Origin of the sequence: Acetobacterium carbinolicum (assembly GCF_047456275.1) — a bacterium.
Lineage (GTDB): Bacteria > Bacillota > Clostridia > Eubacteriales > Eubacteriaceae > Acetobacterium > Acetobacterium carbinolicum.
Genome location: NZ_CP173357.1, coordinates 909,343 through 930,441 on the forward strand (window position 1 = coordinate 909,343; position 21,099 = coordinate 930,441).

The following is a 21,099-nucleotide window of genomic DNA, read 5'->3' on the forward strand; positions in this document are numbered from 1 at the left end:
ATAAATAGAGGTAAATGTATCGGTCTCTGTCTATCCCGTAGGATTTTCTAAGCTTTTGATAAAAAATGTTTTACTCGGTTGAACATTGACCTTAATCTTTGTGAATATTCATTCGTTATTTAGGCAATCCTGCTTTTTTAATAGTTTTTTTTCGGAGGTTTCTCTGTCACTTAACTTATTAAATATGTGTAGGCTATTCGACATTATGATAAAAATCAAAGCGTATAATTGGTTAAAGTGTCAAAAGTAATTTCAACTGACTTTTCATACAATATGTTGAGCGAGAAAATCTCTTGAAATCAATATATTGTATACTCAATGGCCTAAATTGAGTTTTGACACCCCAACCTAATTTGCTGAATAACAGTTTAGCTATAAAGAAAAGCATTCAAGTGATGAATGTACTCTTAACTGAAGATCATGCCACCGTCAGTAAGAATCGATTGACCTGTAATATAATCGGATTGGGATGAAGCCAAAAAAGATACAAGATCTGCAACATCCTCTGGTTGCTGGGGACGTTTCATTAAAATGCCATCAGTGAATACCTTCCATGCCTGACCTTTTTCCCATCCATAGTATTTTGATAATTCTTCATCAATTGATACCCACATATCCGTTTCCACTACGCCCGGACAGTAAGCATTGACTGTAATTTTTGGTGCCACTTCCTGGGCCAACGACTGGGTAAGGGATCGCACAGCAGCTTTTGTTGTACAATAGGCTCCAAGATATTCGAAACCTTTGTATGAGGCTATACTTCCGCAGTTAATGATTTTATAGATAGTATCGTCGGGCTGGGAAAGCATTTGTTTTGAAGCGATTTTAGCACATAAAAACAGGCCCTTGATGTTTACAGAATAGATCTTGTCCATGTCATCTACAGTTGTATCAGCCCAAGACTTTGTTACCGCAATACCTGCATTTGCGACCATAACATTGATTTTTCCGAATTTCTTTACAACGGCATCGATCATGTCCGTAACAACTTTTTCTTTTGATACATCACCTTCTATGGCCATACTTGATACACCCAGTGCTTCAATTTCTTTGGCAACTTTTTTAATGGCGTCTTTATTAAGGTCATTCACAACCACATCAAACCCGTCTTTAGCCAATCTCAGGGCAATAGCTCTCCCTATATTGCGACCGGCACCTGTTACAATTGCAACTTTATTCATTCGTTTTCCTCCTTGAAAATTTTAATTAAATCTGATTGAGGTGCCAAAACTCAATTTAAACCATTGAGTATACAATATATTGGGCTCAAGAGATTTTCTTGCTCAACATATTCTATGAAAAGTCAGTTAAAATTACTTTTGACACTCTAATCTAATCTATATATAGCAAACTATATGCCAAGTATTATTATTTATAGAATTACTAAAAACTGCTGTAATATCAGTTTTTTTCATTGTATTTATTTTATGTCTCAAGATTATTTCTCAAAATGAGATAGAAGTCTCTTTTTGAGAAATAAATAGGGTACCTGAGACATACGTTGCCTGTGAAACCTCCGAAAAACGAAGTTGCCTGCAAACTTATACAATAACACGAATGAATATGCTTATTTTATACGGTAAGCGATTCAAAAGATGGCGTAGTGCAAAATAGGTCGAATTATTGTAGACTAACCTAAAAGAACTTACAGGAGGTTCAGGATACAATGGACGAATCAAAAAGACAGCTTTGGGAAGAGCGTTTTGAAGAACAGGCAAACAGTGGAATGACGGTCGACGCCTGGTGTACCTCAAAGCAGCTTAACAAATATACCTACTATTATTGGAAGCAGCGGATCCGAAAGGCGAAAATGGAGCCGATGGAGAAAGGGACCACAGCACCACTGTTTGCAAAACTGGAAATGCCAACGGCTTCTGATGAGCGAATACCGGTGGCGGGACTGATTATCCGATGGCGGGGTTTTGAGCTGGTTTTGTCGGATCCCCATGATATCTCTCTGGCAACACAGTTTATCCGACAGCTTTCACAGTCATGATGGATCGGTTTATCAACGACACCACCCATATTTATATTGCGTGTGGAGCCACTGACTTCAGAAAACAGATGGATGGCCTGGCCGTCGTTGTTAATACGGAGTTCAAGCTGGATCCATTCGCTGACAAATGTGCCTTTATCTTCTGCAACCGGAAAAGAAATGCCCTTAAAGTTTTACGTTACGATGGCAACGGCTTTATTCTGGCTAGCAAGAAGCTGCTCAACGGCATGAAATTTCAGTGGCCCAGAACCCCATCGGAAGTCAGAGAAATAACCGACCAGCAGGTTCAGTGGTTGCTTCAGGGGCTTGAAATCGAGCAGAAAAAAGCCCTTCAACCAGTGACGATGACGCTGGAAAACAGCTGCTTTTAACCGCTTCAAAACAGCGCAAATAAATTTGCAAAATGGCTTTAAAATGGCGTTTTAAAGACTTTTTATTACCGATAAATGTAGCATTCTGAAGCTAAAAATGGTATAATAGTACCAATAAAAAGCAAAGGAATGGATACGGATGACAGGACAAGAAGAACTGCTGATGCTGCGGGCGCTGGTGGAAAAACAGAAAGAAGAGCTGGCCGCCAAAGACGACATCATTGCCAAACAGAATATCCGCATTGAAAATATGGTACAGGCGCTGCTGCAAGCTCGCAAAAAACTGTTTGGTTCCTCCACTGAAACATCGAGAAACCTGGATGGACAACTATCCCTGTTTGAAAAAACGCAGGAACTTGCGAAAGAACTGTTTGGTGAACAGCAGAAAATAACCGTCCCCAGTCATACCCGGAAAGCCCGCCAACCCGGAGTCCGTCAGGAAATGCTTGCCGGTCTTCCGAAGGAGATTGAAGAGTACATCATTGGGCCGGATGATTCCTGCGTCAAGTGCGGTGGAGCCCTTACGGTCATCGGCAAACGGATCGTCCGAACCGAAGTGACCTATGAGCCACCAAAACTGAAGGTGAAGCAGATTGTCCAGCAGATTGCAAAATGTACCCAGTGTGGCAAAGAAGGCAGTGAGAATCCCAAGGATCATTTTCAGAAAGCCGCCATACCGGTGCCGGTACTCCCGCATTCCATTGCCACGCCGTCTCTGGTGGCTCAGGTCATGTACCAGAAGTTTGCCATGGGCATGCCCTTTGCCCGTCAGGAAAAAGACTGGTATCGGTTGGGGCTCATTCTATCCCGGTCAAACATGGCCAACTGGACAAACCGCTGCAGCGAAGAATGGCTAACCTCGGTTTATGAACGTATTCTTGCCGAACTGCGTACCTGTGAGGTGCTGCATATGGATGAGACACGGATTCAGTGTAACCGGGAGGAAGGCAGGAAAGCCAACAGCGAATCCTATATGTGGGTGATCCGTAGTGCGGCATGCGAGACAATCCGAGCCGTTTTCTTTCATTATTCGCCGACACGCAAAGGGGAGATCGCCAGGCAGCTGCTTTCCGGATTCCATGGCTATTTAACGACGGATGCGTATGCCGCTTATGAACAAGTCGAGAATATCCGGCGCAACTTATGTTGGTCGCACTGTCGTAGATATTTTATCGACAGCATTCCCTTGACCAGCAATGGGAAAGAAATCCCGGGTTCAAAGGGTGCCGAAGGACGAGCGTACATCGACCTGCTTTTTAAAATTGAGAACGAAATAAAGGATCTTCCTTATGAGGAGATCAGAGAAAAGCGTCTGGAAAGGTCACGCCCCATCCTCGATGCCTTTTGGTCGTGGGTTGACGAAATTGCGGCCATTCCAACGACAAATAAAAAGTTGACTAAAGCCCTGAATTATTCCAAAAACCAGAAGAAATATCTGGAAACCTTCCTGGAAGACGGACGTCTTCCCATCTCCAACAATCTCTGTGAGGCCAGCATCAAACCTTTTGCAACAGGGCGCCGCGCCTGGCTTTTTGCCGATTCGCCTAAAGGTGCAACCGCCAATGCGGTTCTGTACACGCTGGTGGAATCAGCCCGGGCTAATGAACTTAATGTATTCGAATATCTGAATTACCTTCTGACAGAAATCCCCAACAGTGACTATCTGCACCAGCCGGAAGTACTTGAAAAATACCTGCCATGGTCTCAGGAATTGCCTGAGGTGTGCAGACTCAATCATAACTACAAAAAGTGCCTCAAATAATGATGTCATCAGTATATCAGGTTTAGATCAAACTTGCTATACGTCATCTTTTGAGGCACTTACTTTTATACGGTCCCTGTCACTTAACTTATTATGGATTCCATTTCGGTGCTACAATTTCATTGTCTCTATTGACAAAGAGCAAAGGGAGGGATATCATAGCCATGAACATAAACTATTTATGTTCATAGAACTGCCGAGTTGTCATATTGACTTATAAGGAGAATAAAATTATGGGAAAAGCATTTACCGATAAAGAGCGGGCCGATGTGCAGGGAAATCTGCGGCGCATCGGGCTCAAACTCTTTGCTGAAAAAGGGATCAAGGGCGTATCGATACGCGATCTTACCTCTGAAGCAGACATTGCTCAGGGTGGATTTTACAGCTTTTATAAAGATAAAGAGGATTTTTTGATCGACCTTATCGAATTGAGGATTACAGAAAAATTAGCGATCATGTTAGAAAAGAAAGCAGATTCGCTCAATGACCCCGTCGGTTATATCGCTGAGATTTTCTATCGCGAGGGTATGCACCTCAAAGAGAACAAAGCTTTTGACAACATGATAAGTGGAACGCTTGAGTTGTTTTACAATGCAGAACCCGAAGTAAACGAGAGGATCAGCAGCCATTACAAAGATGCTTTTGAAACGATGATCCAGTTTTGGCGAGAGCACGGATATCAAGTGGACGCGGATATTGACGCCCTCATGAATACGATACGAGCTGCCAGCATCTTGTTTTCAAATGCCCCTTTGATTGGCAATAAGTATTTCAAAGACATCTATAAGATATTCTGTGTGTCGGAGATCAATGCCTTTCTGAAGGTGAGAAAATGAGCAATGTATCCAAACAGGAGGAGCGCTACAAAAGGATAACGGAAGCAAAAATATATCCGCTGCTGTGGCGCATGGCACTTCCCTCGATGATTGGCATGATAGTAAGCTCCGTTTACAGCATGACGGACACCTTCTTTATCGGCAGGCTTGACAGGACGGAACTGACAGCGTCTGTCGGTGTGGCGTTCTCGTTCATTGCCATTATTCAGGCGATAGGTTTCTGGTTCGGTTATGGTTCCGGAAATTACATATCAAGGCAGCTTGGAAAGAAAAACGCGCAAGAGGCAGAGGTTATGGCTAGCACCGGGCTTGTGCTTTCCGTGGTGGTAGGTGTTATTATCCACCTTTTAGGGCTGATTTTTCTGAAGCCGCTTGTACTGCTGCTTGGCGGCGGAATATCAGACGGAATGATGGAAGCGACGGTTTCCTATCTGCGGATCACACTCGTTTCCGTCCCATTTATGCTTGCCGCGAATGTGCTCTATAATGAACTGCGGCTGCAAGGTAGTGCCAGAGACAGCATGGTAGGCCTTATGGTTGGAATGCTGCTCAATATGATACTCGATCCGATATTGATACTTACCTTTGATATGGGTGTTGCTGGAGCGGCTTTGGCGAGTTTGATTGGGCAAGTTTGCGGTTTCTTTATTTTGTGGTATTTCACTGGAAAAAACGGTAATGTCCCGATCAATATACGCAATATAAAATTCGATTTCGGTCATCTTAAAGAAATTTTATCGGGGGGCGCGCCAAACTTCTGTCGTCAGGGAATTAGCAGCATTTCCACCGTTCTTGTAAATCAGGCGGCGGGAGCTTTTGGAGAATCCGCTATAGCAGGCGTAACAGTAGCGCTTAGGATACTGGCGATGGGTTATGCACTTGTAATTGGTTTTGGTCAGGGATTTCAGCCGATATGCGCTATAAACTATGGTGCGGGAAAATATCGCCGCATCAAGGAAGCGTTTCGGGATACCCTTGTCACAGCAACCGCATTTCTAATCATCGCGACTATTATTATTGTATTCAAGGCGGATAACCTGCTTTCCCTGTTTTCAAGTGAAGATGCGGTGAGGGAGATAGGGGCGAGTATCTTGAAAGCGCAATGTACTGTTCTGCCATTTATGGGCTACTATATTTTGATCGGGATGCTCTTCCAGAACATCGGGCGTTTTGGAGCAGCAACGCTTGTTACGATAGCGGAAAATGGAACTTTTCTAATCCCTGCAGTGTTGATTATGCCGCATTTTTTTGGTTTAAATGGGCTGATCTGGTGCAAAGCGGTTGCAAGTATTTGCGCGTTTTTATTCTCGCTTGTTGTGGGAACGAGAGTGTGGAGAAAAGATCTCAATGAAAGAGGAGTCTAACCAATGGAAAAATATCTTTTACACTTTAATGATATACGGAAACAGGATGTTGCGATAGCCGGCGGCAAGGGCGCAAACCTGGGAGAGATGGTGTGTGCCGGTTTCCTGGTACCGCCGGGCGCAGTTGTAACGGCAGATGCCTATCGCCAATTCATGGAAGAAAATGGTATTAGCATATCTGAGATCATGGATAATGCCGAGAGTACGGAAAATGCAGCGGCGTATATCCGAAAAGCCATAGTATCCGGAGAAATTCCGGCAAACATTAAGGAGCAGATCATCGGCTTTTACCTAACGCTTGGAACAAACGCACGGGTGGCGGTGCGCTCATCCGCCACTGCGGAGGATCTTGATGACGCCAGCTTTGCGGGACAGCAGGAAACGTATCTGAATGTGATTGGTGAAGAAGCCCTTCTCCAAAAGGTAAAGGAATGCTATGCGTCGCTTTGGAGCAGTCGGGCGATTAGTTATCGCAAGGCACAGGGGTATGACAAGCAGAAGGTTGCGCTTGCCGTCGTACTTCAACAGATGATTGAAAGCGAAAGTGCGGGCGTTCTTTTTACACAAAATCCTGCGGGGAATTCGGACGACATTCTGATCAACGCATCCTATGGACTAGGTGAAGCCATTGTATCCGGTATCGTCAGCCCGGATGAATATATCTGCGCGCGAGATGGCAAGATCAAAAAAAGTGTTATTGGAAGCAAGGAAATACAGATAGTTTATGACGGGCAAGGCACAAAAAAAGAGTCTGTCAGTGCAGAAAAAAGAAAACAGCAGGTGCTGGATAACGAGCTTATCAGGCATTTGGTAACGGAAACGCTAAAAATTGATGTTCATTACAACTGCTCAATGGACATTGAATGGGCTGTAAAGGACGGGAAAATATATATTCTCCAAGCCAGAAGCATTACCACCATAGGCGATGAGCCGCAGAAGCATTTCAGCGATACCGACTTTGCAGGGCTGCCTGTCATAAAACCCGCAAAAGGGCGGATGCGGGAAAATGTCCTCTTCAATCTTGAAAAATTGCCCAAGCCCTATTTCCCACTTGATCATGATTTTGGAGATGCCGTTGGGAAGCAGAAAGAAGTGCTCATTACAGAAGTCGGATTTTCCATGAACGCGATGTGCCCCATCGACGATTACGGTGTTTCTTCTTTTAATATGGGTGGTATGAAACCAAACCGGAATATCATCCACTTGCCGGGTATCTTGAAGCAAATGAAGAATGAGGAATACAATACCAAAAAATCCAGTGAGTCCCTTCGAAGCTGTATGGAACGGTTTGAACAGGAGAAAGCACTCGCTTGTGTAAGTATTCAGGAACTTGGAGAGAGCCTTCGGCGTATGCAGGTTTTGATAGGTGACACCGCCTATGGCAGATTCCGTTACGCTGTCTTTCCGCAGGTACTGGAAAACTTTAGTCTCGGAAGGACACTGAAAAAAGTGAATGCGACGCTGAATTCTTATGATCTCATGGAGGGATTAGACTATGTAACGGCGGATGTCAACCGCGCGATGGCGGATATTGCGCGGCGTATCAAGGGAAATCCTGATGAGCTGAAGGCGGTCATGTCACTCACCTTTTCGGAGATCGTGCAGAAATACCCAGATCTTTCCGAGGCCTTTGACGGCTTTATGGAGAAGTATGGAAACCGATCTGATTTCAACTGCTACTGCTTTATTGCCAAGACATGGAATGATGATCCTGATCGGCTTTTGGGAACGCTTCGCACTATGTTGCGGAGCAAAGATGCCAAGATTTTAAGCAAGCAGGAGAGCGACGCGAAATTTGAAGCCCTTATGACGCGTGTAAAGGATACAATCGGTGAAAAAACCTATGTGAAATTTGCGGCAAAGGTGGAGGCGGTTCGCCACTATCATATCATTCGTGAGGCGACGCAGTACCTCTGGGAGTCCGAATTTGCCTATTGCAGAACTCTTTTGAGAAGCTGTGCAGCCGGGCTTGACGTGAGCTATGACAATCTGCTCTATCTGTTCGCCGGGGAATTGTTTGAAGCGTGCCGCAAGGGGCAGTTGGATGACGGCATGCAGACGTTGATTGCGAAGCGCAAGGCAAAGCGGGCTCTCGCGGAGGCATATTGGAATAAGTGCATGGAGGAGTCTCTTGCCACAGGGAACTCCGGCATCATAGGCGTGAGCGGCAGCAGTGGAATGGCAACGGGAAAGGTGTGTATCGTAAAAAGCCCCGCCGAATTTGACAAGTTGCAGCCGGGAGAAATTCTTGTATGTACCTATACCGACCCGGAATGGACGCCGCTATTTATGCTGGCAGCGGGAGTTGTGGTCGATACCGGAGGCACATTAAGTCATGCGGCTATTGTCGCAAGAGAATATAAGGTTCCGGCGGTTTTGGCTACGGGAGATGCGACAAAGAAATTAAAAGATGGTGATTTTGTCGTCGTTGATGGAACAAACGGCATTGTGATAACGGTGCCGGTCACTTAAATTGATGAGCGGGATGGTTTAGAAACTAAAAATAGATTCTATTTGGCCTTGAAATAGTGTATAATACTAGCAATAGAGTAATTTTGAACGACGATTATTTTTAATAAAAGGCAGGTGAAATCATGACAAATGATGCATTTCAACAGATTGTCCTGGAAAAACTGGGTCAACTCGAAACCGGTTTAAATGGTATGAAGTCGGAACTCGGCGAAGTCAAAAACGATGTAACGGGTATCAAGACTGAGCTAGGCGAAGTCAAAAACGATGTAGCTGGTATCAAGTCTGAGCTAAACGAAGTCAAAAACGATGTAACGGGTATCAAGACTGAGTTAGGCGAAGTCAAAAACGATGTAGCTGGTATCAAGACTGAGCTAAGTGAAGTCAAAAACGATGTAACGGGTATCAAGACTGAGCTAAGTGAAGTCAAAAACGATGTAACGGGTATCAAGACTGAGTTAGGCGAAGTCAAAAACGATGTAGCTGGTATCAAGACTGAGCTAAGTGAAGTCAAAAACGATGTAGCTGGTATCAAAATTGAGCTAAACGAAGTCAAAACAAAGCTTGATGCAGTCTGTGAGCAGACAGCGGTTTTAACAGAATTTAAGACCGATACAGCGCAGCACTTTGCCGATATCAAGGAAACCCTTGGGTTTGTGTTACATAAAGAAATCGAAAACGAACGGGAATTGTATGTTTTGAAGATGAAGCAAGTAAAATAAAATTTTGTCAGTCCTTGCAAGTCGTCGTGATTCTTTTTTGCCTTGGGTGAAATGAAGGGAATTGTTATAAATATGAAAAAGAAATTATTGAGTTTGATTATTGGCTTATGTATCGTGTCTGCGGCGTTGTCGACCACTGTTTTTGCAGAGGAACCGGTGAAAACAGATGACGGATTTGGGGTTACTTATCGTACTCACATTGAGAACGAAGGCTGGGCTCAGGGGTGGATCAATGACGGTAATCTATCGGGATCAGAAGGCAAGGGACTGCGTCTGGAAGGAATTGAAATTGAATTAAACGGTAGCGTGCCCGATGATTTAGACATTCAATACCAGACCCATATTCAGAACAAGGGCTGGTCTCAGAGTTGGGTGTCAAATGGTGATCTGGCCGGATCAGTGGGCGAAGGTTTAAGATTGGAAGCCATTGAAATCAGATTGATGGGGACCGACGCAGCGGATTATTCCGTTAAATACCGTACCCACATTCAAAATGAAGGTTGGAAACAGGGTTGGGTAGCTGATGGTACCTTATCTGGATCGGAAGGAAAGGGTCTACGTCTGGAAGCCATTGAAATCATGATCGTGGAAACGCCGGTTAAGGTTGCCTATGACAAATATCTTGCCGTTCTTGCTCAGGTAAAAGAAGCCGATTATACTACAGTTACTTGGGCGGCCTATAAAAAAGTCGTGGATGCCAATGTGGTAACAAAGTCAGATATTGCCAACAAGATAACTGAAGCAACAAACGCGATTGAAAAAGCCCAGGAAAGCCTGGTCAAAAAGGCTGATCTGGATGTATATTATGATGTCCTGGACACGGTTAAAGAAGCAGACTATACGCCAGAGTCATGGGCTGATTATCAAGTCATTGTTAACGCCAATGTGGTGACTGCAGAGGATACCCAGGCCAAGGTCGATGCGGCGACGATTGCCATCATCAAAGCTCAGAAAAATCTGGTGAAGTATGCCGAGATGACCGCCTATAATGCCGCGATAGCCGCAATAAAGGAAGAACAGGTGAAGTCCGGCTGGTCAACCTATAAAGCGGTGTTGGATGCCAATGTGGTAACACGGACAAACACCCAAACAGAGGTGGATGTGGCTACCGCAAATATTCTGGAAGCGCAGAAAAAGCTGGTGCTTTATTCTGATTTAGCAGGTTTTAATGAAGCGATTTCAATTTACGTGCAGTATGGTGCTGATGCGGCCAACGCACCTTATACTTTGGCGACATGGAATGCCTATACTGCAAAATGCGAAGTCTATGGTAGTTTGACAAATGGGGTGTGGGTATATGATGTGATCTCAAAAGATACCTTACAGGCGACTATTGATACAGCCACCGCTGACATAAATGATGACGTTGCAAAGCTCGTAAAAACGGCTGATCTGACCGCGTTTAATGCCGCAAAAAATATTAAAATCTCAGATGGACCCTATACCACGGCCTCGTTTACCGCTTATACGAATGATGACCAGGTTAAGGCCATTACAAGTATACCAGCTGAGACTCTCAAAGGCTATTCACAGAGTGTGGTGGATGGCTACACCGAAACCTTGCTTGCGCTTCAAAATGGCATTCTGGTTTTAGGCGCTGATCTGACCGCCTATAATGCGGCCTTACTGGCGGTTGCAGAAGCCAATTATACAGCACCTTCATGGTCGACTTATCAGACTGTAGTGATGGCTAATGTGAGGACCGCTGATAATACCCAGTCGGCAGTGGACTCCGCAACAGCAAAAATAGTTGCAGCCCAGAAAAATCTGATTTACTCCGGAGCGTATGTTATCTCCAAGGCTAAGATAAACACCTTTAATTTTGGGGTACAAACAGTGGAGGACAATATCCTGACCCGAGTGGGAGAAATGATGACCGCGGCAGGAATTGATAACACAGATTATACCATCAGTTTTACTCGAATTGATTCGGGAACGGCAGTGATTGATCCAATAACCGGTTTGATAACGGATGTGGGCGACACCGTAGCAACAGTGACCTTTACGATCATCCCGGTTGATGGCGGAGTCGCTGCGACAACAGCTGATATAAATATTTTTATTAATCCAAAAACAAATTAGAATCTAAAAACTAAAACAGTGAATTCTTAGTGCAATTGTTCGGAGTAACCGGGCAATTGCATTTTAAATTTATACTAAAATTTACTAAACAAATAGACAAGTAATGTCGATATCCTTATTGTACGATATGCAATAGAATGGATTAATCGATGAAATTCGATAATTAATGTGGTGACTTTACATAAATTGAAACAATGAACCAGAATTTAAGCAAGAAAGTGAGAGGGAAAATGAAGAAAAGACTCAAACAAAGCGTATGCCTGTTAATCAGTACGATGCTGATTATTGGTAGCTTGCCGATTGGCGTGCTGGCGGAGGAATTAAACCAACCAACCCGGATAGAAAGCGTGGACAATCTGATTGAAGAGGCTTTTGAGCCAACTGAAACGGAGGCGCCAGCGTCCCCCGAAGCAGAAGTGCCGGAGACGGAACCAATCGTTCCTGACACGGATCAGAACGTTCCCGAAGAAGAGCCTGTTCTGACAATCCCTGAAGTTAACCAGAGCATGAATAAGTCAGAAAGCCTGGCGGCGTCTGAAACCATGGAAGCGATGGCGACCTCTGGTGATTATGACTACGATGTAGTTGATGGAGTTGCGACCATTACAAAATACAGTGGCAGTGATCCAACGGTAAGCATCCCCGCTAACTTGGCTGCTTATAAAGTGGTGGCGATTGGCGCTGGTGCTTTTAATGGTAATACCGACGTCCAGAAGATCATCGTTCCGATGACCGTTACCACCATCATGTCTGGCGATGCAACCGCAACCTATACCTTTGGCGGTTGCAGTAGTCTTACTGAGGTAGTGATCCCAACCAGTGTAAAAACCATCGGTGCTTACGCCTTTAACGATACAAGTGGGGTTAAAATCTCTGGTTACAAAGATTCGCAGGCCGAAAAATATGCCTTTGAGCATGGAATAACCTTCAATACCTTAAGCTTCGGTGCCACATTAACATCAAGTTTGCCATCGGGACAAAATATCAATACCGACATCACCCTGACTGCGGCAGCAACGGGTGGAACCGGCAGTCTGAGTTATCGATTCTCATACGATTTAGTCAAACTAGATGGAACACGCGTACCGGGTAATACCATACAAGATTGGTCCACGGTTAGCACAGCTCCGTTTACACTGTCTGAGGCTGGCATCTATACCTTTTATGTTGAGGTGGAGGATGGTGCGAATGTCACATGCAACACGATTATTGACAGCTATAAGGTAATCAACCAGCCACTTGTTGATTTTAATTCAAGCGTTTCATCCCCCCAGTATATCAACATTCCCATAAAATTTACTGCGACGGTAACCGGCGGAACGGGACCATTTAGCTATGAGTTTTATCATACGATTGGTACCCAAACCATTGTTGATAAAACGGAAGCCAGTACATCTGCTACGTCGATGAACTGGGAAACAACGGGCCTAACCGAATCTGGCATTTATACCTTTTATGTAAAGGTAAAAGATGATCAGGGGCTTGAAACCATCAAAAAGATTACCGATTATAAAATTTATGACTATCTCAAAGTTGATGATTTTAAAGTGGATAAGGCTTCACCCCAGGAATTTGGAACCGAACTTAAACTGACTGCCACGGCTTCCGGCGGAAAAACCGAGAGCGAGTATAAGTTTTCTTATACAGTAGATGGAACAACCGAAGTGATCCAGGACTATTCAGATCAGTCCAGTATTACCTTTACGCCACCAAAGACCGGAACCTATACCTTTACAGTGGCGGTCACCAATGCTTATGGGGTGGTAAAATCGCTAGAAGTTACCGGGTATATTATCCAGGATACCCCGGAAATCGGCAACTTTACTGCCGCCAAAGATGATGGATCATTCTTCTATCTCGGCGATTCAGATGGTGTAATTCTTAACGCGGAAGCAGCGTCAGGTGGAACAGGAGCTTACACCTATAAGTATTTTTATCAAATCGGTACAGATGCCAAAACTGAAATTACCGCTGCTGATAGCACCAAGAACAGTTATGCGTTTTTCCCCCTAACCGCAGGGACCTATACTTTTTTTGTGGAAGTGTCAGATGTCAATAATTTAACAGCTAAACGACAGGTCAGCAATTATGTGGTTTATCCTGAATTAGAGGGAACACTGACCTTTGATACCCCGCAAAACCGTGAAGCTACGGTAAAGTTCACCGCTAACGCAAGTGGTGGGAAATCAACCTACAAATACCAGTTTTTTTATAAATTAAAGACAGAAACCGACGATCAATACATTCCGATGTCATCAGAACCAACATCGACTAAAACGATGAGCAAATTTTTCGGTGAACATGGCGATTATGAGATAAAGGTGGAGATTACCGATAGCAACGGCGTGCAAACGACAATAGAAGAAGACTTAACAATCAATAATAACCCCTTGATTAGTGATTTTAAAACGACTGGCGATGTCTTTTATGTTGGCACACCCATAGATATAATAGCTGAAGTCGATCCCGTTATTGCCAGTTCAACTCTTATTTTAACCGGAAAGATCGGGAGTAGTTTAATCACCATTCCCAATTCTGAGATTACCACGGTAGCGACTACCAATACATTTACTTTTACACCAACGACAGCGGGCACCTATACTTTTACCGTCACCCTGAAAAACCCGGATGGGACAATAGCTGATACCAAAACCATGAGTTCCATCAAGGTTCTGGCAGCTCCATCAGCCAAAGCGGTAAAGGTCAGTAAAACCAGTGGCGTACTATTGGGTGATGTGGTTAAACTGACTGCCAGTGGAACCGGTGGGAAAGCCGCGTATCAATATAAGTTTTATGTCAAAAAACCCAGTGATATTAGTCCGATAGCTATCAATACAACTTTTGCGACAGCAAAGACAATCAATTATCCGATGACTGAAGTAGGTGAGCACATCTTCTATGTCGAAATCATGGACGCCAATAATCAACCGAGTGGCAATATCGATGAGTCAGCCAGTGTTCCGGTTAAGGTCACTAATCCGGCGGTGATTTCGGATTTCAACGCAGATAAGGTGAAAACAGACCCCGCCGACACAGCAGTTGTGTACCAAAAGGATTCGGTTCAGTTGAGTGCGAAACTGGAAAATGCCAAAGGCGATGGTGATCTGAGTTGTGTTTTTTCCTACAAACAGGGAAGAAGTTGGGTGAAGATTGGTGACACTGTCAATGTAGCAGGAACAGGAACCAATCGGGTCGCGCTGGCCAGCGCCAAATTTGTGCCACCAATGGCAGGAAGCTATACCCTGATGGTGGAAGTGACCGACCAACAAGGAACCAAGGTGACTAAAAAAATTACCAGTTACAAGGTTTTATCGCTGGGAACCGCCAAAGCGGTTAAGCTTAGTAAAACCACTGGTTTACTACTGGGGAGTACCATCAAACTGACCGTTTCAGCCAGCGGTGGAAAAACCCCTTATACCTATGACTATTATGTAACCGGACCGGATGGGGTTGAAACAGCGATTGTCAGCACTAAGGATAAAACGACATCATACCAATTAAATGAGGTCGGTAACTATACATTTTCCGTAAAAGTAACTGATTTAAACGGTATTGTACTGGCAGATACAGTAGATACAATTAGCCAGACGGCGGCTGTGACCAACCCGCCGGATCTTAAACCCTTAACCGTTGAAAAAGATCAGAGTGTTGGCTCACACACCGCGACACCAGTAGCCTATGAAAATGATACCTTAATTATTACGGCCGAGAAAAATGGATCAACAGGATTTCAGGATATTACCTATGTTTTTGAGGCCAAACAGGGACGCACTATTGTTGATAAACAGGAACAAACGAATAACGGTGTTTTTGAATTTGATAAAACTAAACCAGGAAGCTATACCTTCACGATCACCGCAACTGATAGTATCGGCTCTAAAGATGTAGTAAAAAAATCCAGTTACAAGGTTTTATCGGATGTCACCACCAAATCGATCAAGGCGAACAAAACAACCGATCTGATTGTCGGGGATATCATTAAACTGACAGCTGCTGGTAGTGGTGGGAAAACCCCTTATACCTATGAGTTTTATTATTATCTGGATGGCGGAACAGTCCCACAGGCAGTTCCCAGTAGTAATCCGAAGTCAAAAACCGTAACCTTTGCGATGCCAACCAAGGGCAATTACAAATTCCATGTCATTGTCACTGATGCCAATGGTGTGAAATGTACCAATTATGATAACCAGGATGTCAGTGCCATCGCAACGGTTGGCAATCCGCCGGTGATTGAAAGTTTGACCCCGTCAAAGGCCAAGGGTTCAGCAGTTTATCCGGGTGATGCCGTTATTCTTACAGCAAAAGTAAAGTCGGGAACAGGATTGATTGACCCGGAATTTGATTTTTATTACATGCAGGGGAGTAATCGGGTGACGATTCCAATCACCACCCCAAGTACAACAGCCGACCCTTATACCGCAGCAGCAACCTTTACACCAACGTTAACAGGTTCCTATAATATTTGTGTGGACGTCTTTGATGGAACGAATACGGCTACCTATAAAATCAGCGGCTATAAGGTGTTGCAGGGGCTGGCAGTAAAGAGTTTTAAGACCGATAAGCTTTCTGGTGTCAACATTGGAACAACAGTTAAGCTGACTGCTGCCGCTACTGGTGGCAAAAGCCCATATTCATACGAGTTTTATTATTACTATCAGGACGAAACAACTCCACAGACAATCAAAGCCTATTCAACCAGCAAAACGGTTAACTTCATTCCTCAGCAACCGGGCTTCTATAGCCTTCATGTCCGTGTGAAGGATGCGACTGGTAGAGTGTGTACAGAAGATTACGAAGGCAGTATTCTAGACTTTGAGGTCGTTGATCATCCGGTGGTTAAATCTTTTACAGCAAACCTACCATCCGGACAATATGTAGAAACCCCGATTGAGTTGACAGCAGCGGTTGTTGGCGGGAAAACACCGTACACCTATACCTTTTCTTATCAGTTAAACGGTGGAGCAGTTACCCCGATTGAGTCAACAGATAATAAGGCTGTCTTTACCCCGACACTAAGTGGTACCTATACCTTTATCGTGACCGTACAGGATGATAATGGCAGTCCACAGGCAAAGAGTAAAATTGAAAAATATATGGTTTATGCAGTGCCGAGTCTCAAGACTTTTACGGTTGCTAAGGATACCATCGTTCTAGGCAGTTCGGTATCGTTAAGAGCAACGGCTGAAGGCGGACTGAAGCCCTATAAATACAAGTTTACTTATTCTAAAGACGGCGGAGTCGAACAGACAATTCGGGATTATTCAACCACTAGCGCCATCTATTATGTTCCCAAAGAAACGGGTACTTATACGGTAAAGGTCTATTTACAGGATAAGAATGGCCGAGAAGCTGAACAAGAAGGGGATAAAACCATTACGGTTAGTTAAAACCCCGTAAACACCTGGGATATGTACAGTCGCTTGTGTTCTAAATTAAAACAAAAAAACAGTCCGTTTTAAGCTGATTTTGCAGTCGGGCTGTTTTTTGAGTGTTGTAGAGTTGAAAATGAGACTGAATAGTCATCGATAGTTATGTTGAAATAGAAGGGAGTTAATATGAAAAAAAGGAGTCTGCGAATATTAGAAATTGTGATGATGCTATTATTGGTATTTTCTGGCAATGTTATGGCTGAAAACGAAATGTCGTCTCAGACAGATTTAACCGCAAGCAAAGAGCTTCTTGGGATTACCACCAGCCAGGTAACAGGGATTACATATCGAACCCACATCCAGAATGTCGGCTGGGAAAGTAGCTGGCAGACCAACGGGCTGCGATCTGGAACCGAAGGACAGAGCTTGAGATTGGAGGGAATTGAAATCAAGCTTACCGGTGATGTACCGGATGGCGCAAAGATTGAGTACCTCACCCATGTCCAGAATCAAGGCTGGGAAAAATACTGGTCGAATAATGGCAATTCCGCCGGTAGCCAAGGAATGAGTCTGCGGCTGGAAGGCATTCGGATACGCCTGGTTAATATGCCCGATTATTCAATTGAATATCGCACTCATATTGAGAATGTCGGCTGGGAAACCATTTGGGCTAAAGATGGCGAAAGCTCAGGAACCGAAGGCAGGGGTTTGCGGCTAGAGGGAATCCAGATTCGGATTAGCAAAGAAGATGCCGATTTGACCGACTATAATAAGGTGCTGGCAGTGGCTAAAGAAGCAGCGCGTTCCGATTATACCACCTATTCGTGGTCGAACTTACAAACGGTTATCAATGTCAATGTTATGACGGTTAAAAATAACCAGACTGAAGTCGATGCTGCAACCAATGCCATCAAGACAGCGTACGACGCACTAGAATCATTGACGGCAGCCAGGGTTTATGACAGCGCCGGAACCTATGGTATAACGGGGAGTATGGAAACGGTTAATCAGGATGTGGTCATACAGGCGAGTGGGGTAACTTTGCAGAATATGCGCATCACAGGAAATCTGATCATCTCCGAAGAGGTTGGATTGGGAACCGTAACGCTAAATAATATTGTGGTTAGTGGAGAAACGTACGTTCGTGGTGGCGGGAAAAACAGCATTCATATCAATGGCGGAAGCTATAAACGGATCACCATTCAGGAAACAGCCAGTGGTCAGGTCCGAATTGTTGCAAAAAATGCGGCGGGATTGGATGTGATAATTTCTGAGGCGGCCAGCGGTGAAGAGCTGATCCTGGAGGGTGACTTTGATCAGATTACTGTAAATGCAGCTAAAATGAAGCTGTCAACCCGAAGTGGAACAACCATAGCGGAGATGACCGTGACGCGGGCTGGTGCAGGTAGCCAAATAAGTCTTGACAGTGATAGTCGAGTGGAAAGTATGATTTTTAACGGCAAGGCAGATGTCAAGGGACAAGGGGCAATTGGTGAGTCCCTGGTTAACGCCGATAGCGTAACCTATGAGAAAGCACCGGAAAAACAAACGGTGGGAAAAACAGTCAAGATTCCACCGGTATCACCGCCGATACTGGTTTCAGGCGTTACCTTATCGGCTTCTGACGGAGCCACCAGTCTTGTGAAAGGCAAAACCCTACAGTTAAGCGCAACGGTGAGCCCGACAAATGCAGCCAATAAAAGTGTGACTTGGTCAGTCATAAATGGAACTGGTAGCGCTACGGTTTCAAGTTCCGGTTTGGTGACAGGGGTTACAAATGGAACGGTGACAGTGAAAGCTACAGCAAAAGATGGTACCGGCAAAAATGGCACGTTGAGTCTGATTGTTCTGGATTCGGCTTCCGGCACGATTGAAACGGCGTCGTCGATCATTGCTGGTGCGGTTGATCCGAGTTTTGAGATCAACCTGATAAATGATACCTTTACAACAGCAGCAACCACAGTTAGTAACTGGACGATCGCGATGGGATCAAGCGGTTTATCAGTTGCTTCGATTACCCGAAATAGTGATACCCAGCTCACCATTAATACGACAGGGACAGCAGCGGTTGGATCGATTTCTTTCACGGCTAAAGCTGGGGCCTTATCAAAAAATATGGTAAGTAATGCAGTATCGATTGTGGTCAGTCCCATCAAAGTCGGCAGTATTGTTGTTATTGGGACGGGTTCAGCCACAACCGTCTCCAGTAACAGCAGTCTCCAAATGATGGCCACGGTACTGCCAAGCAATGCCGCAAATAAAAATGTGGCTTGGACGGTAACAGGCGGAACCGGAACAGCGACGATTTCGTCAACCGGGTTGTTGATTCCCGCTCAGGCCGGTACGGTAACAGTGCGGGCAACAGCAACAGATGGTTCGGCTGTCTACGGGACGGCTGTTATCACGATTCAGGCAATTAGTCCCGGAGAAATTACCAGCACCACCAGTATTTCAATTGGGGCAACAAACCCAGCGATCGTAGTGACACTGACCAATGACACTTACTCAACTAATGCTGCTTCAGTGGCATTGTGGGATATTAACGCCGGTACAACCGGGCTGACAATATCAGGGGTAACACGAAACAGTAATACTCAGGTCACCATTTCGACATCAGGTGTAGCCCAGGATGGGATCATATCAATTCAGGCCAAGGCTGCTGCGTTAACAAAAGCGGCAGCCAGTAATCCCATAACCATTACGACCGGGAAAATCACCTTAACCGGGACAACCATTTCCGGCAGCCCGGTTGTCGGAAATGTGCTAAGCTCAAACCTGACACCGACCGGGGCGGCGGCAACCTACCAGTGGCAACGGTCCGACAACGAAAGTGATGGCTATAGTGATATAAGCGGTGCAGATTTGGCAACCTATACGCTGGTCAATGCCGATGAAGGTAAGTACCTTCGGGTTACTGCAACCGGCACCGGAAATTACGCCGGTGTGGTAACAAGTGCGGCGGTTTTAGGTGTCAACCCGGCAACGGTGTCGCCAACGGTAGCAACCTTTAACAAAGCGGCACAGGCTGATATGGTGATTACCCTGACGCCCAACGGAAAAATGGTCACCAGTATCAGCGATGGCACCAATACCCTTGAAAAAGATACCGATTATACCGTCGTTGATAATACCTTTACCATAAAAAAAGAGTATCTTGAAGCCAAAATAAATGGAACTGTGACGTTGACCTTTATTATGAGCAATGGCACAAATCCCAGTGTCGCAATTACGATAACCGGGGTGTTACCGGGTGATGCAGCGGTTACACCAACGATCGCCAGCTTTGATAAGTCATCCCCGGTAGATCTGATATTTACCCTGACTCTTAGCGGACGAACCTTCACAAAGGTCAGCAATGAAGCGACCGATCTTGTTATTAATACAGATTATACGGTGAGTGGAAATGTAGTGACCATTAAAAAAGACTATTTAACTAGCAAAAATGCTGGTGACCTGACGCTAACCTTTGTAATGAGTGGCGGCATAAATCCGACCGCAACCATAACCATTAGTGAGGATTTGACAGCACCAGTCTTCGTTACTGATTATCCGAAAGCAGTGAACATTTTGACAACAAGCCTTGATTTGCAGGTTAAAATGAACGAACCTGGGACCGTCTATTACAAGGTGGTGGCAAATAATAGTACCGCACCATCGGTTGATGAGGTCATATTAGCAAATAATCCGATTACGGTTTCAGGAACCGATGAGGTTAGCCTTACGATAAATAGTGGGCTTATAGCCAACACCGATTATGATATCTACCTGGTTGCTCAGGATGATGAAACAACACCAAATAGACAGGCGAGTGTCACAAAGCTTGAAGTCACAACCGCATCATAACTAAACGGTGAAAGCAATACATTCTTCAAACAAAATGACAGAGCTAAAAACATCGTTTAGGTGGGGATATTTAGCAAAAAAAGTAAGCAATCAATTTATGGTTTTTGCGCAAATAAAAAAGGATATCTTTCGGTATCCTTTTTTGTTAAAGAAAAATAGAGTTTTGTCGATTACATAGGTAAGCGTTTATTCTTGGAGATTTAGAAAGTGCTTTTTGTAAGCAGGAAAAGTGATGCAATCATGTGATGATCTCGATCAGGGATTGCAAATGCGCTTAAAAACGTG

Annotated in this window: 11 protein-coding genes; 10 read left to right on the forward strand and 1 reads right to left on the reverse strand. The window is 44.6% G+C overall.

From position 1 onward, the window contains the following. Window positions 1-407: 407 nt before the first annotated feature. Window positions 408-1,181 carry a glucose 1-dehydrogenase gene (locus ACIZ62_RS04330; protein ID WP_414151299.1) on the reverse strand — a complete coding sequence of 258 codons (774 nt, stop codon included), beginning with the start codon at window positions 1,179-1,181 and terminating at the stop codon, window positions 408-410. 485 nt (window positions 1,182-1,666) lie between these two features. Between ACIZ62_RS04330 and tnpA the strand changes: the two genes are divergently transcribed. The 10 genes from tnpA (at window position 1,667) to ACIZ62_RS04380 (ending at window position 20,814) form a co-directional block, all read left to right on the forward strand. Continuing rightward, a complete protein-coding gene (tnpA, locus tag ACIZ62_RS04335) occupies window positions 1,667-1,996 on the forward strand; it encodes an IS66 family insertion sequence element accessory protein TnpA (protein WP_111887798.1) in 330 nt (109 codons plus the stop codon). Beyond that, a complete protein-coding gene (gene tnpB, locus ACIZ62_RS04340; RefSeq protein WP_414151300.1) occupies window positions 1,993-2,367 on the forward strand; it encodes an IS66 family insertion sequence element accessory protein TnpB in 375 nt (124 codons plus the stop codon). The genes tnpA and tnpB overlap by 4 nt, the downstream gene beginning before the upstream one ends. A gap of 139 nt (window positions 2,368-2,506) precedes the next feature. After that, window positions 2,507-4,129, forward strand: coding sequence for an IS66 family transposase (tnpC, locus tag ACIZ62_RS04345; protein ID WP_414151301.1), 1,623 nt, complete (start codon window positions 2,507-2,509; stop codon window positions 4,127-4,129). A gap of 233 nt (window positions 4,130-4,362) precedes the next feature. Then, window positions 4,363-4,965: a TetR/AcrR family transcriptional regulator gene (locus ACIZ62_RS04350; protein WP_414151302.1), complete on the forward strand. Its 603-nt coding sequence runs from the start codon at window positions 4,363-4,365 to the stop codon at window positions 4,963-4,965. Then, on the forward strand, window positions 4,962-6,329 hold the full coding sequence (locus ACIZ62_RS04355) for an MATE family efflux transporter (RefSeq protein WP_414151303.1): 1,368 nt from the start codon (window positions 4,962-4,964) through the stop codon (window positions 6,327-6,329). Before ACIZ62_RS04350 ends, ACIZ62_RS04355 begins: the two co-directional genes overlap by 4 nt. Before the next feature lie 3 nt (window positions 6,330-6,332). Continuing rightward, a complete protein-coding gene (locus ACIZ62_RS04360) occupies window positions 6,333-8,801 on the forward strand; it encodes a PEP/pyruvate-binding domain-containing protein (RefSeq protein WP_414151304.1) in 2,469 nt (822 codons plus the stop codon). Between the two features lie 122 nt (window positions 8,802-8,923). Further along, window positions 8,924-9,520 (forward strand): hypothetical protein, encoded by a 597-nt coding sequence (locus tag ACIZ62_RS04365; protein ID WP_414151305.1) that lies wholly within the window; start codon window positions 8,924-8,926, stop codon window positions 9,518-9,520. Between the two features lie 72 nt (window positions 9,521-9,592). Then, window positions 9,593-11,602, forward strand: a complete 2,010-nt coding sequence (locus ACIZ62_RS04370) for a hypothetical protein (protein WP_414151306.1) — start codon at window positions 9,593-9,595, stop codon at window positions 11,600-11,602. A 230-nt stretch (window positions 11,603-11,832) separates the two neighbouring features. Continuing rightward, the gene (locus ACIZ62_RS04375; protein WP_414151307.1) at window positions 11,833-16,989 is read left to right on the forward strand and encodes a leucine-rich repeat protein; all 5,157 of its coding nucleotides are present in this window, start codon (window positions 11,833-11,835) and stop codon (window positions 16,987-16,989) included. A gap of 168 nt (window positions 16,990-17,157) precedes the next feature. Beyond that, on the forward strand, window positions 17,158-20,814 hold the full coding sequence (locus ACIZ62_RS04380) for a X2-like carbohydrate binding domain-containing protein (RefSeq protein WP_111887788.1): 3,657 nt from the start codon (window positions 17,158-17,160) through the stop codon (window positions 20,812-20,814). Window positions 20,815-21,099: the final 285 nt, after the last annotated feature.